The sequence below is a fragment of the Streptomyces sp. NPDC052396 genome, assembly GCF_044593195.1.
Taxonomy (GTDB): domain Bacteria; phylum Actinomycetota; class Actinomycetes; order Streptomycetales; family Streptomycetaceae; genus Streptomyces.
Map to the genome: position 1 here is coordinate 401,543 of NZ_JBIUAW010000006.1, position 13,132 is coordinate 414,674.

Sequence of the window (13,132 nt, forward strand, 5' to 3'; positions counted from 1 at the left end):
ATGCACAGAATGGCCATAATCCATTCCCTGGTGCATGAGTAGAGGTCAGGAGCGGCTGTGTCACCGGTCGGCAATGAAAAAGACATCGCGGTTACATACGACATCCTGGCGGCGACCGCCGAAATCGACCCGGACTCCTGGGCGGTGACCCTGACGCCGCGGCTGGCCCAGTTTGTCGCGGTCGCCCGGCACGAGCATGTCACCCGGGCCGCGCAGCAGCTGGGCATGCCGCAGTCCACCCTGAGCCGCTCGATGGCCCGGCTGGAAAAGGACCTGGGCGTCGCGCTGTTCGCCCGGCACGGGCGGACCGTCTCGCTCACCGCGGCGGGACGGGCCTTCCTGGGGACCGTCGAACGGGCGCTGGCCGAGGTCGACCGGGCGGCGGAGTCGGTACGGGCGGACGCGGACCCGGCGGGCGGCAAGGTGGCGTTCGGCTTTCTGCACACGCTGGGCCCGGAGACGGTGCCGGAGCTCATCAGGGCGTTCCGGGCCGACCATCCCCGGGTGCGGTTCCAGTTGGTGCAGAACTATGGCGAGGCGATGCTGGAGCGGCTGCGCGCGGGGGAGTTGGACCTGTGCCTGACCTCACCGGTGCCGGACGCGCCCGACCTGGTGGCGCGGCGCCTGGACGAGCAGAAGCTGCGGCTGGTGGTGCCGGAGGACCACCGGCTGGCGTCCCGGAAGCGGGTCCGGCTGGTGGAGGCGGCCGCGGAATGGTTTGTCACCCTGGAGCCGGGTTACGGGCTGCGGCGGATCACCGACGCGGTGTGCGCCGCGGCCGGGTTCACCCCGAAGGTGGCCTTTGAGGGGGAGGAGGCGGAGACGCTGCGCGGGCTGGTGGCGGCGGGGCTGGGGGTCGCCCTGCTGCCACCGCCGGCCGTGCCCCGGCCGGGGGTGGTGGAGCTGACGGTCACCGCGCCGCGGGCGGTGCGGGAGATTGGTGTCGCCTGGCTGGACGGGCATCCGGATACGGCTCCGGTTGCCGCGTTCAAGCGGTTTCTGCTTTCTCGGCGGGGGCAGTTGCTGGCTCGGGGCGCCAACTCGGTGGGGGCGGACGGGGGTTGAGCGCCGTGGCCCGCCGCAGGCGGATCAGTAACCCAGTGACGACCCGAAGCCGGAGGCGAGCGGCATGCGCAAGCCCAGCGGCGGCGGCGCCGCCAGCGCGTCCGCCAGTGGGCGCGCGTAGGGGTGCCCGAACAGCGAACCCCGGACGAAGTCCACGGCCAGCGCCAGGACTTCCCCCCGGTGCTGGCGCAGCGCATGCCCGTCCGAGTGCACCTCGAACCGGCACACCTCCCGGTTCCCCTTCTTCGCCCGCTCCGCCAGCCGGTACGACAGATCCGGATCCGTACGCTCGTCATTGGTGCCGTGCACCAGCAGCACCCGCCGCCCGGCCAGATGGCGCACCGGATCCGGATCCAGCACCGCCTCCGGCTCCGGCAGCCAGGGCGCGACGGCCAGCACGCTGCCCACCGCGGGATGCCCCGCGGCCCGCAGCGCCGCCCGGCCCCCCAGGCCGGTGCCGACCAGGCACACCGGGACGTCGCCATAGCGCCGCACCAGTTCGTCCACCGCCCAGGCGGTGTCCCCCACCGGGTGCGCGGACGGGCCGTTCCAGCCCCGGAAGCGGTAGCGCAGCACATGGACGACCAGCCCCTCGCCGGCGCCGGCCCGGGCCAGCCGGCGGGCCAGCGGCCGCTGGGCGGCCAGCGAACGGGCGGTGGGACGGCGGATACCGGTGGCCCGGCCCTCGGGCAGGAGCAGGGCCACTCCATGCACCCGGGCGCCGGCACCCAGCGGCTTGCCGAGGCGTGGTGACCGTTCCGGAACCGGCGGCGCGAACGCTTGCTGAGCCATGGCAGACAACGATGGCAGAAGGAGGCCTGGAGTCCACCTAAGCGAAGGGTCACCGTTCCGTATCGTTCGGCGATATCTACGCGCGTAGGGCTTAGAGTGCCGAAATGACGAGCGAGAGCATCACTCAACCCACCCCCGAACAGATCCGCCGCGCCCCCAAGGTGCTGCTCCACGACCACCTCGACGGCGGCCTGCGCCCCGCCACCATCGTCGAGCTGGCCGGGCAGACCGGCTACGACAAGCTCCCGGAGACCGACCCGGACCGGCTGGGCGTCTGGTTCCGCGAGGCCGCGGACTCCGGCTCGCTGGAGCGCTACCTGGAGACCTTCGCCCACACCTGCGCCGTCATGCAGACCCGCGACGCCCTGGTGCGGGTGGCCGCCGAGTGCGCCGAGGACCTGGCCGAGGACGGCGTGGTCTACGCCGAGGTGCGCTACGCCCCCGAGCAGCACCTGGAGGCCGGGCTCACCCTGGAAGAGGTCGTGGAGGCGGTGAACGAGGGCTTCCGCGAGGGCGAGCGCCGGGCCCGCGCCAACGGTCACCGGATCCGGGTCGGCGCCCTGCTCACCGCGATGCGGCACGCCGCCCGTGCCCTGGAGATCGCCGAACTGGCCAACCGCTACCGGGACTCGGGCGTGGTCGGCTTCGACATCGCCGGCGCCGAGGCGGGCTTCCCTCCCACCCGCCACCTGGACGCCTTCGAGTACCTCAAGCGCGAGAACAACCACTTCACCATTCACGCCGGTGAGGCATTCGGCCTGCCGTCCATCTGGCAGGCCCTGCAGTGGTGCGGCGCCGACCGGCTCGGCCACGGTGTGCGCATCAGCGACGACATCGAGACCGCCGAGGACGGCACGGTGCGGCTCGGCCGGCTCGCCTCCTATGTGCGCGACAAGCGCATTCCGCTGGAGATGTGCCCGACCTCCAACCTCCAGACCGGCGCCGCGACTTCCTACGAGGAGCACCCGATCGGGCTGCTGCGCAAGCTGCATTTCCGGCTCACGGTGAACACCGATAATCGGCTGATGAGCGGCACCAGCATGAGCCGTGAATTCGAGCACCTGGTCAAGGCGTTCGGCTACACGCTGGATGACATGCAGTGGTTCACCGTCAATGCGATGAAGTCCTCCTTCATCCCATTCGACGAACGGCTGGCCATGATCAACGACGTGATCAAGCCGGGATATGCGGAGTTGAAGTCCCAGTGGCTTTTCCGCCAGACGGCCACCACTCCGGCGGCGGGCAGCTCCGCCGACAAGGAGCAGGGCTGACGGCGACACCGCGGTGAATACCGTGAACACGGCCGGGACTCAAGAGAGTCCCGGCCGTGTCGTTGTCCCGGGCCCGTCGTTCTCGTGACTAGGTTGCAAAGTCGCGCGCAATTCGCAGACATTCCCCCGTCACTGAGGACAGATTCCAAATGAAGCAGGGAACCATCAAGTCATTCGGTATCGCCGCTCTCGGGGCCGTGATCGCCACCGGCGCGGCCGGCACCGCGGCGGCCGCGGGCCCGTTCGAGACGGCGGCCACCACGGCCCAGTCCGTGACGCGCTCCCTTCCCATCGAGGACGTCGCCCCCATGGTCCCGGGCGGGCCGGTGCTCTCCGCCGCCAACCACGCCATCGGCTCGGCGGCCTTCACCCAGGCAACCAAGGCCCTGGACAAGGCGACCAGCAGCCAGGGCCGCAAGGTGAGCCGGACCAGCAGCGTGCGCCATGGCGTCAAGGACACCGCGCCCGCCACCGCCCCCGACAAGGCCGCTCCCGCCACCCCGGACCAGGCCGCGCCCGCCGCCACCCCGGACAAGGCCGCCCCCTCCGCCGCCCCCGGCAAGGCCGCCCCGGCGGACAGCAAGGGCAACGGCGGACTGCTGAGCGCGCTGGGCAAGCTGCCGGTCGGCCTGCCCAGCCACGGCATCTCCGCCCCCATCGGCACCGGCGGGGGCCACTGACCGGCCCCGAGGCCGTTGGCCGAAAGCCGTTAAACGCCGGACGGACTGACCTCAGCCCGTCCGGCGTTTGACGACCTCCGCAGCGTGCTCCCGGGCGGCAGTTCGGTGGCGCGGGCGCCGGGCAGGCCACGGCGCAGCCGGTTGCGCACCGCGGGGACCACCGCCAGATGCGCCAGCGCCACACCGGTCACATTCAGCAACAGGGCGTCCAGGTCCAGCACTTGACCCACCACCCCGCTGCGCACCGCCTGCAGCACCAGCGACAGCATGGCGCTGGTGAAGACCGTACGGGCCAGCGAACCCAGCGGGGAGACCGCCACCCGGCCGCCCGCCCAGGGCAGCAGCACGCCCAGCGGCGCGAAGGGCAGCAGCCCCTCGCCGATGGCGCGGGCCGCCCGCCAGGGGCCCAGCGCCAGGTCGGCACGGAGCGTGGCGAACGGCTCCATATGCGCGGCGGTCACCCAGGGTGCGGTGAGCGGCCGCAGGGCCAGCCAGCCCACCACGATCAGATGCGCCGCGAGAAGTACGCAGCCCACGACGCGGTAGCGGTATCGAAGGGCGGGCGTACCGCCATAACCATGACGCTGCACGCACCACAGGACGCGGCGCGCGGGGCGCGCGGTTCCGCCTGTGGGCACGCAGCGTCAGCGCCGGTTCAACGGCCGGTTCCGGGCACCGGAGTTCCGCCGCCCTGCAGGGTCTCCGGGTGGGCCCGGGTCTCGTCGGTGCACGGGTAGTCGCGGGGCGGCTCCTGGCCCGGACCGCCCAGCACCACCGTCCGGTTGCCGCCGGTGGCGGCCGTGCCGGCGAAGGTGCACACCACCTGGGCCAGCGCCAGCGGCGACAGCTCGTCCGGCGGGGTGTTCAGCCGCAGGGTGCCGGCCGGGTCGCCCTGGCGCGGGCCGCCCACGGTCAGCCGCTGCGGCACATCGGTGGAGAACCCGGCCTCGTCCTCGGCCGGCGAGGGCTGCCGGCGCAGCTCGTCCAGCAGCGCCTGGGCCAGCCCCGGTGCGTCCTGGCGGCCGGGGGACGAGACCACCCGGCTCACCGGCAACAGCTGGGAGGTGCACACCAGTTGGACGGGCATGCTGACGCTGCCCGCCGGCGGGGTGGCGGGCGCCTGGGGACGTACCTGGCAGGTGGCCCGGGACGGCGCGCCGCCGGCGTCCACCGGTACCGCCGTGCCCCGGATCCCGCAGCCGGCCAGGGCGCCGGCCAGCGTCACCGCCGCCAGCACCGTGTGCGCTGTGCGTCTCATCGTGCTCCCCCTTCCGGGGAGCCGGGCCCGGTGCCCTGCTCCCCGGGGCGCGCCGCGCCTTCCTCCGGCGGGTCGGCCTCGCTGTCCCGGGGCAGGATGAGGGTGAACACCGCACCGCCCTCGGGGGAGTTGGCCGCGGTGATCTCACCACCGTGGATATGGGCGTTCTCCAGCGCGATGGACAGGCCCAGGCCGCTGCCCTCGGAGCGCGGCCGGGAGGCGCTCGCCTTGTAGAACCGGTCGAAGACATGCGGCAGCACATCCTCGGGGATGCCGGGGCCATGGTCGCGCACCTCGATGACCAGCCGGTCACCTTCATCGCCGCGGGCCTCCGGGCGCACCGACACCCGCACCGGGGAGCCGCCGTGCTTGAGGGCGTTGCCGATCAGGTTGGCCAGGATCACATCCAGGCGGCGCGGGTCCAGGCGGGCCATGATGCCGCGCTCGGCGTCCAGTTCCACCGCGTCCAGCCAGGCGCGGGCGTCGATGCAGGCGGTCACCTGGTCGGCCACGTCCACATCGTCCAGCACCAGGCGGGCGGTGCCCGCGTCGAAGCGGGTGACCTCCATCAGGTTCTCCACCAGGTCGTTCAGCCGCCGGGTCTCGCTGACCACCAGCTGGACGGCGGGCGCGATCATCGGGTCCAGCGAGTCGGCCTCGTCCTCCAGCACCTCAGTCACCGCGGTGATCGCGGTCAGCGGGGTCCGCAGCTCATGCGACATATCCGCGACAAAGCGGCGGCTGGCCGCCTCCCGGGCGCTGAGGTCCTCCACCCGCTGCTGCAGCGACTCGGCGGTCTTGTTGAACGTCCGGGACAGCTCGGCGAGTTCATCGGTGCCGGACACCTGCAGCCGGGTGTCCAGCTTCCCCTCGCCCAGCCGCCGGGCCGCCTCGCCCAGCCGCTGCACCGGCCGCAGCACGGTGGAGGCGGCCGCCTGGGCCAGCAGCGCGGAACCGATCAGGGCCAAGCCGGTGGCGATCCCCAGCGACCAGGCCAGCGAGTTGAGATCGGCCCGCTCGTTGTCCAGCGACTTCAGCAGATAGCCGGTGGGGCCGCCGCCGATCACCTTGGCGCCGCCCACCAGATAGGGCTTGCCGTCCAGGGTGATCCGCTGCCAGTAGAGGTGGTACTGGTACGGATTGGCATCGTCCACCCGGCGCTGCCGGTTGACCGCGGTGACCAGGGTCTGCGGCACCACCTTCAGGGTGAACAGGTCCCGGTCGGAGGGCGCGGCGCAGTCGCCGCCGCCCTTGACCTTGCCGATCAGCAGCACCTCGTACTTCTGCGAGGTGGCCGCCATCCGGTCGGCCGCCTCCTGGAGTTCGGGGCAGGTCGGCGTCACGGGCAGTGAACCGGTGTTGTCCTGGAGGGACTTGCGGAAGTCGTCCAGGGCCGCGTTCTGGGTGCGGGTGAGCACCGCGTCCCGGTTGAGCCAGTAGGCGATCGCCGAGGCCGAGACCGCGGCGGCCAGCGCCACCAGCGCGAAGACCAGCATCAGGCGCAGCCGCAGGCTGATCCACCGCATGCTCAGCCGCATGACGTTCCTGGGCACCCAGGCCCGTGCCCGACCGGGCTCTGCCATGTGTTCCGTACCAATCGCTCGCTACTGCGGGGTGTCCAGGCGGTATCCGACCCCGCGGACCGTGCGGATCAGAGTAGGGGAGGACGGTACGTCCTCCACCTTCGCCCGCAGCCGCTGCACACAGGCGTCCACCAGGCGGGAGTCGCCGAGGTAGTCGTGCTCCCAGACCAGCCGCAGCAACTGCTGGCGGGAGAGCGCCTGTCCGGGCCGGCGGCTCAGCTCCAGCAGCAGCCGCAGCTCGGTGGGGGTGAGCTGAAGGTCCTCGCCGTTCTTGGTGACCGTCATCGCCGAGCGGTCGATCACCAGCGAGCCAAAGGTCGCCGAGTCATTGGACTCCCGCTCGCCGCGGCGCAGCACGGCCCGGATCCGGGCGTCCAGCACCCGGCCCTGCACCGGCTTGACCACATAGTCGTCGGCCCCGGACTCCAGGCCCACCACCACATCGATGTCATCGCTGCGGGCGGTGAGCAGGATGATCGGCAACTGGTCGGTGCGGCGGATGCGGCGGCACACCTCGAAGCCGTCGATGCCCGGCAGCATCACATCCAGCACGACCAGGTCCGGCCGCTGCTCGCGCAGCATCTTCAGGCCGTCCTCACCCGTCGCCGCGGTCGCCACACGGTGGCCCTGGCGGGACAGGGAGAACTCGAGGGCCGTGCGGATGGCGTCGTCGTCCTCGATCAGCAACAGGAAAGGCACGGTGGTCATTCTGGCCTACGTCAGGCCGGTAGTTCGACTCGCCCGGCTCGGCCAGGTCCGTCACAGGCCCTGTTGCACAGCTGTGACAGTCGGCGGACAGCGCCATGAAACTGGCCCGGCAGGCTTTGGTTCACCGGGCAGCACGAAGGTCCGGAACACCAGGATCCGACTGGCTCCATGACGGGGGGCGCAAGATGAACACGCTGCACAGCATCAACACCGCCGCGGTGCGCACGCGCCTGCATGACACCACCGCCGGCCGGAGCCTGAGTCTTGAGAAGTCCGGTACCTCGGGTGGGCGGGGGTGCGCTCGTGGTACCGGACGCGGCCGGTCGCCGTATCTGACGGCGATCGACGCGGAGGTGTACGAGTTCCCGGCGCCCGCCGCGAAGGAGCAGGCCGAGTCCCGCCGGGAAGCCGAGTTCACGGCCTACGTCCAGGAGCGCCGCGCCGCCCTCTACGCCACTGCCTACCACCTGACCGGTGACCGCTACGAGGCCGAGGACCTGCTGCAGAGCGCGCTGTTCTCCACCTACCGTGCCTGGGACCGGATCACCGACAAGGCGGCCGTCGGCGGCTATCTGCGCCGCACCATGACTAATCTGCACATCAGCGCCTGGCGCCGGCGCAAGCTCAACGAGTACCCGACCGAGGAACTGCCGGAGACGCCGGGCGAGCAGGACGCCATGCGCGGCACCGAACTGCGCGCGGTGCTCTGGCAGGCGCTGGCCCGGCTGCCCGAACTGCAGCGCACCATGCTGGTGCTGCGCTACTACGAGGGCCGTACCGACCCGGAGATCGCGGAGATCCTGGACATCAGCGTGGGCACGGTCAAGAGCAGCATCTGGCGCTCGCTGCGCCGGCTGCGCGAGGACGAGGCCATCGGCTGCGGCCGGGGCGTCGAGGAGTCGTTCGGCGAGCTGGTGGCCTGAACGATCCCCGTAACCGGGGGGATACGGGGGAGCAGGGGGGAACGGGGGAAAAACGGGGGGAACACACGGGGGAGAACACCGGGGGGAAAGAGAGAGCGGGCGGACGGCCGGGGGGCCGTCCGCCCGCTCTCGTCATGCGCGGGCTTCCTCGGGCTGCCGGGGCCGCGTACCCGCCCCGGAGCGGCGGCCGGCCGCGGCGGCCGCGGCGATCCGGCCCATGGCGCTCTCCCGGCCGCAGGCGTAGGCGCCCAGCGCCACCTGGCGGGCCACAATGCCCCGTTCCTCGCGCATCAGCCGCAGACCGCGGCGCAGCAGATAGCCCACCGGCTTGCGGCCCTCGCGCACATCGCGCAGAAAGCGGCGGCGGAAGGTGGTCGCCGGGCGGCCGCGCAGGCACAGCGCGTCGGCCAGCAGGTCCAGCTCCCGGCAGCGGCCTATGACATCGGCGGCGAAGATGCCCTCCGCGATGAACAGCCGGGTGCGGCCGATGTCCAGGCTGCTGTGACCGGTGATGGAGCTGGTGCCGATGTCATAGCGGGGCACCTCGGTGCGCGCGGTGCGGCACAGCTCCTCGATGGCACCCACCGCCGCGTCGGCGTCCCAGGACAGCGGGGAGTCCCAGTCGGCGCCGCCGCCGTCCGGGAGTTGGGGCAGCGTGGGGTCGGTGCCCTCCTTGTAGAAGTCGTCCAGGTTGAGAACCGGGAGTCCGGTGCGGGCGGCCAGGGACGACTTGCCGGAACCGGACGGACCGGTCAGCAGGATCACGCGGGCGGGCGCGGAGGCGGAGGGCAGGAGGGAGGTCACGGAACACCAGTGTGACGCATTGACCCGCATGAGGGATCCCTCCGGGTTGGGATGTGCGCGAGGTGTCACTGCTCAACTACGCTGCGTCGCTGAACGCTTCAGTCCTTATCGGGAAATCCCCGTATCTCTCACCCTCGGCAGGTTGTCATGGCTCGTCACGCACGCTCCCGTCGTTCCCCCCTGCGGCTGCCACGCTCCGTGGTACGCGCGGGGCTGACCGCCTCCGCGGGGGCGACCCTGGTCGCCGCGGCCGCCGCCCAGGCCAGCGCCACCTCGCCGGCCCACGCGTCGTTCGGGCGGACGGATGTGATGGCGGCGGTGGACGGCATGCACACCGCGCTGCAGAAGTCGGTGGCCGGACTGTCACCCGTGATCAAGACGCTGCCGGTCAACCCGCTGGCAAAGACGCCGGTCGACCCGCTGAACAACCAGGCCCGCACCCAGGTCGCGGACTTCAAACCGGTGAGCACCTCCATGGTCACCGGCCCGCTGTCGGTGGAGGGCGGCAAGGTGCAGAACGTGCCGGTGGCGGGCGGCGCGCTGAGCAAGCTGCTGCCGTAACACAAGAGGGTGGCCGGGCCGTTGGGCCCCGCCACCCTCTTCCGCGTCCGGACCCCTAGTAGGACGAACCGCCGGCGCCCAGCGAACCCGTGGGGTGCCAGACGGTCTTGGTCTCCAGGAAGGCCATCAGCCGCTCGGTGCCCGGCTCGGCGGACCAGTCCGCGGACCGCGGACGGAACACCCGCTTGAGGTTGTCCGCGGCGCCGATCTCCAGCTCCCGCGCCAGCACCGCGCCGGCACCGGCCAGATCGACCGCGTTGACGTCCTGGTGCGCCGCCAGCGGCACCGCCAGCTCCGCGGTCCTGCCGGAGAGCACATTGACCACACCGCCCGGCAGGTCGGAGGTGGCCAGCACCTCGCCCAGCGACAGCGCGGGCAGCGGAGCGTTCTCGGCGGCGATCACCACGGCGGTGTTACCGGTGGCGATCACCGGGGCGACCACCGAGACCAGGCCGAGGAAGGACGACTCCTGCGGGGCCAGCACGGCCACCACACCGGTGGGTTCGGGGGCGGAGACATTGAAGAACGGCCCGGCCACCGGGTTGGCACCACCGGCGATCTGGGCGATCTTGTCGGTCCAGCCCGCGTACCAGACCCAGCGGTCGATGGCCGCGTCCACCTGGGCGGCGGCCTTGGCCTTGGACAGGCCCTCGGCGTCGGCCACCTCCGCGATGAACTGGTCGCGGCGGCCCTCCAGCATCTCGGCGATGCGGTAGAGGATCTGGCCCCGGTTGTAGGCCGTGGCCCCGGACCAGGCGCCGAACGCCTTGCGCGCGGCGACCACCGCGTCCCGGGCGTCCTTGCGGGAGGACAGCGGGGCGTTGGCCAGCCAGTTGCCCTTGGAGTCGGTCACCTCGTACACCCGCCCGCTCTCGGACCGGGGGAACTTGCCCCCGACGAACAGCTTGTAGGTCTTAAGGACACTGAGACGCTCAGACATCGAGGTAAGCCTCCAGACCGTGACGGCCGCCCTCGCGGCCGAAGCCCGACTCCTTGTAGCCGCCGAACGGCGAGGTCGGGTCGAACTTGTTGAACGTGTTGGCCCAGACGACGCCGGCGCGCAGCTTGTCCGCGACGGCCAGCATCCGCGAGCCCTTCTCGGTCCAGATGCCCGCCGACAGGCCGTACTGCGAGTTGTTGGCCTTGGCCACGGCCTCGGCCGGGGTGCGGAAGGTCAGCACGGACAGGACGGGGCCGAAGATCTCCTCACGGGCGATCCGGTGCGCCTGGGTGACGCCGGTGAACAGCGTCGGGGCGAACCAGTAGCCGTTGGCGGGGAGTTCGCAGGCCGGGGCCCAGCGCTCGGCGCCCTCGGCCTCGCCGCTGTCGGCGAGGGCGGTGATCCGGGCCAACTGCTCCGCGGAGTTGATGGCGCCGATATCGGTGTTCTTGTCCAGCGGGTCGCCCACCCGCAGGGTGGACATCCGGCGCTTGAGGGCGTCCAGCAGCTCGTCCTGGATGGACTCCTGGACCAGCAGGCGGGAGCCCGCGCAGCAGACCTGGCCCTGGTTGAAGAAGATGCCGTTGACGATGCCCTCAACGGCCTGGTCGATGGGGGCGTCGTCGAAGACGATGTTGGCGCCCTTGCCGCCCAGTTCGAGGGTGAGCTTCTTGTCCGTACCGGCGACGGTCCGGGCGATCGCCTTGCCGACGGCGGTGGAGCCGGTGAAGGCCACCTTGTCGATGCCCTCGTGCGCGACCAGCGCGGCACCCGTGGAGCCATCACCGGTAAGGATGTTGACCACACCCTTGGGCAGGCCCGCCTGGCGGCAGATGTCCGCGAAAAACAGCGCGGACAGCGGGGTGGTCTCGGCGGGCTTGAGGACCACCGTGTTGCCCGCGGCCAGCGCCGGGGCGATCTTCCAGGCCAGCATCAGCAGCGGGAAGTTCCACGGGATGACCTGGCCGGCCACGCCCAGCGGACGGGGGTCGGTGCCGAAACCGGCGTGCGAGAGCTTGTCGGCCCAGCCCGCGTAGTAGAAGAAGTGCGCGGCGACCAGGGGGAGATCGGCGTCGCGGGTCTCCCGGATCGGCTTGCCGTTGTCCAGGGTCTCCAGGACGGCCAGCTCGCGCGAGCGCTCCTGGATGATGCGGGCGATACGGAAGAGGTACTTGGCGCGCTCCGAGCCGGGCAGCGCGGACCACTTCTCAAATGCCTTGCGGGCGGCCTTGACCGCCGCGTCCACATCCTCGGCGCTCGCCTGGGCGACCTCGGAGAGCACCTCCTCGGTGGAGGGCGAGATCGACTTGAAGACCTTGCCGTCGGAAGCCTCGCGGAACTCGCCGTCGATGAACAGCCCGTAGGACGGGGCGATGTCGACGACCGCGCGGGACTCGGGGGCCGGTGCGTATTCAAAGGCCATGGTCAGTCCACCGTCACATAGTCGGGACCGGAGTAGCGCCCGGTGCTCAGCTTCTGGCGCTGCATCAGCAGGTCGTTGAGAAGGCTGGAGGCACCGAAGCGGAACCAGTGGTTATCCAGCCAGTCCTCGCCCACGGTCTCATTGACCAGCACCAGGAACTTGAGGGCGTCCTTGGTGGTGCGGATGCCGCCGGCCGGCTTCACACCGACCTGGATGCCGGTCAGTTCGCGGAAGTCGCGGACCGCCTCCAGCATCAGCAGGGTGTTGGCCGGGGTGGCGTTGACCGCGACCTTGCCGGTGGAGGTCTTGATGAAGTCCGCGCCGGCCAGCATGCCGATCCAGGAGGCACGGCGGATGTTGTCGTAGGTGGACAGCTCGCCGGTCTCGAAGATGACCTTGAGGCGGGCGTTGCCGCAGACCGCCTTGACGGCCTTGATCTCCTCGAAGACCTCGAGGTAGCGGCCGGCCAGGAAGGCGCCCCGGTCGATCACCATGTCGATCTCATGGGCGCCCGCGGCCACCGCGTCCTTGGTGTCGGCCAGCTTGACCGGCAGCGCGGCACGGCCCGCGGGGAAGGCGGTGGCGACGGAGGCGACCTTGACCTCGGAGCCCCGCATGGCTTCGACGGCGGTGGCCACCATGTCGGGGTAGACGCAGACCGCGGCCGTGCGGGGGGTCTCGCGGTCCGTCGGGTCCGGGTTGAGGGCCTTGCCGCACAGGGCCCGGACCTTGCCCGGGGTGTCCGCACCCTCCAGGGTGGTGAGGTCGATCATCGAGATGGCCAGATCGATGGCGTACGCCTTGGCCGTGGTCTTGATCGAACGGGTACCGAGCGTGGCTGCGCGGGCTTCGAGCCCGACCGGATCGACCCCGGGCAGACCGTGCAGGAAGCGGCGCAGCGTGCCCTCGGAGGCGGTCAGGTCCGCCGCCATCGAGGCCAGTCGCTCCGCGGCGTCATTGCCGGAGGAGGGGACTTCCGTACGAGGGTGAATAGTCACCGGATGAGCATATCTACGCGCGTAGCGACTGTCATCAGCCGGAAAGCGGTTGTGACCGTTCCGTTTTGCTGGCGAACTGCCGTGACTCTCCTGCGACCTTGGGTGTTGCCGTACCGCAACCTCCGG

14 protein-coding genes are annotated in these 13,132 nt (G+C 71.3%); 5 read left to right on the plus strand and 9 right to left on the minus strand.

What is annotated here, in order from left to right:
- The first annotated feature begins 102 nt into the window (after positions 1 to 102).
- Positions 103 to 1,065: a LysR substrate-binding domain-containing protein gene (locus ACIHFE_RS18530; protein ID WP_400108034.1), complete on the plus strand. Its 963-nt coding sequence runs from the start codon at positions 103 to 105 to the stop codon at positions 1,063 to 1,065.
- A gap of 24 nt (positions 1,066 to 1,089) precedes the next feature.
- Here ACIHFE_RS18530 and ACIHFE_RS18535 read toward each other — a convergent pair whose 3' ends face one another.
- On the minus strand, positions 1,090 to 1,857 hold the full coding sequence (locus ACIHFE_RS18535; protein WP_400107769.1) for an alpha/beta hydrolase family protein: 768 nt from the start codon (positions 1,855 to 1,857) through the stop codon (positions 1,090 to 1,092).
- A gap of 104 nt (positions 1,858 to 1,961) precedes the next feature.
- Here ACIHFE_RS18535 and ACIHFE_RS18540 point away from each other — a divergent pair, with 104 nt between their 5' ends.
- Positions 1,962 to 3,128 (plus strand): adenosine deaminase, encoded by a 1,167-nt coding sequence (locus ACIHFE_RS18540; RefSeq protein ID WP_400107771.1) that lies wholly within the window; start codon positions 1,962 to 1,964, stop codon positions 3,126 to 3,128.
- A gap of 149 nt (positions 3,129 to 3,277) precedes the next feature.
- Positions 3,278 to 3,808 carry a hypothetical protein gene (locus ACIHFE_RS18545; protein WP_400107773.1) on the plus strand — a complete coding sequence of 177 codons (531 nt, stop codon included), beginning with the start codon at positions 3,278 to 3,280 and terminating at the stop codon, positions 3,806 to 3,808.
- Between the two features lie 29 nt (positions 3,809 to 3,837).
- Here the strand turns inward: ACIHFE_RS18545 and ACIHFE_RS18550 are convergent, their stop codons facing one another.
- From ACIHFE_RS18550 to afsQ1, 4 genes are all read right to left on the minus strand, one after another.
- The gene (locus ACIHFE_RS18550; protein WP_400107775.1) at positions 3,838 to 4,398 is read right to left on the minus strand and encodes a VanZ family protein; all 561 of its coding nucleotides are present in this window, start codon (positions 4,396 to 4,398) and stop codon (positions 3,838 to 3,840) included.
- Positions 4,399 to 4,463: 65 nt separating this feature from the next.
- On the minus strand, positions 4,464 to 5,066 hold the full coding sequence (locus tag ACIHFE_RS18555; RefSeq protein WP_400107777.1) for a hypothetical protein: 603 nt from the start codon (positions 5,064 to 5,066) through the stop codon (positions 4,464 to 4,466).
- On the minus strand, positions 5,063 to 6,592 hold the full coding sequence (locus ACIHFE_RS18560) for an ATP-binding protein (protein ID WP_400108036.1): 1,530 nt from the start codon (positions 6,590 to 6,592) through the stop codon (positions 5,063 to 5,065). Before ACIHFE_RS18560 ends, ACIHFE_RS18555 begins: the two co-directional genes overlap by 4 nt.
- Before the next feature lie 78 nt (positions 6,593 to 6,670).
- The gene (afsQ1, locus tag ACIHFE_RS18565) at positions 6,671 to 7,348 is read right to left on the minus strand and encodes a two-component system response regulator AfsQ1 (protein WP_400108038.1); all 678 of its coding nucleotides are present in this window, start codon (positions 7,346 to 7,348) and stop codon (positions 6,671 to 6,673) included.
- Between the two features lie 194 nt (positions 7,349 to 7,542).
- On the opposite strand from afsQ1, the gene ACIHFE_RS18570 reads away from it, so the two are divergent.
- Positions 7,543 to 8,280: a SigE family RNA polymerase sigma factor gene (locus ACIHFE_RS18570; protein WP_400107779.1), complete on the plus strand. Its 738-nt coding sequence runs from the start codon at positions 7,543 to 7,545 to the stop codon at positions 8,278 to 8,280.
- Positions 8,281 to 8,412: 132 nt separating this feature from the next.
- Here the strand turns inward: ACIHFE_RS18570 and ACIHFE_RS18575 are convergent, their stop codons facing one another.
- Positions 8,413 to 9,114, minus strand: coding sequence for an ATP-binding protein (locus tag ACIHFE_RS18575; protein WP_400107781.1), 702 nt, complete (start codon positions 9,112 to 9,114; stop codon positions 8,413 to 8,415).
- Between the two features lie 117 nt (positions 9,115 to 9,231).
- On the opposite strand from ACIHFE_RS18575, the gene ACIHFE_RS18580 reads away from it, so the two are divergent.
- Positions 9,232 to 9,645 carry a hypothetical protein gene (locus tag ACIHFE_RS18580; protein ID WP_400107783.1) on the plus strand — a complete coding sequence of 138 codons (414 nt, stop codon included), beginning with the start codon at positions 9,232 to 9,234 and terminating at the stop codon, positions 9,643 to 9,645.
- 55 nt (positions 9,646 to 9,700) lie between these two features.
- Here ACIHFE_RS18580 and ACIHFE_RS18585 read toward each other — a convergent pair whose 3' ends face one another.
- The 3 genes from ACIHFE_RS18585 to deoC are packed head-to-tail and all read right to left on the minus strand — an operon-like array spanning position 9,701 to position 12,940.
- Positions 9,701 to 10,585, minus strand: a complete 885-nt coding sequence (locus ACIHFE_RS18585) for an aldehyde dehydrogenase family protein (protein WP_400107785.1) — start codon at positions 10,583 to 10,585, stop codon at positions 9,701 to 9,703.
- Positions 10,578 to 12,008 carry an aldehyde dehydrogenase family protein gene (locus tag ACIHFE_RS18590; RefSeq protein ID WP_400107787.1) on the minus strand — a complete coding sequence of 477 codons (1,431 nt, stop codon included), beginning with the start codon at positions 12,006 to 12,008 and terminating at the stop codon, positions 10,578 to 10,580. The genes ACIHFE_RS18585 and ACIHFE_RS18590 overlap by 8 nt, the downstream gene beginning before the upstream one ends.
- 2 nt (positions 12,009 to 12,010) lie before the next feature.
- On the minus strand, positions 12,011 to 12,940 hold the full coding sequence (deoC, locus tag ACIHFE_RS18595; RefSeq protein WP_400108040.1) for a deoxyribose-phosphate aldolase: 930 nt from the start codon (positions 12,938 to 12,940) through the stop codon (positions 12,011 to 12,013).
- Positions 12,941 to 13,132 lie beyond the last annotated feature (192 nt).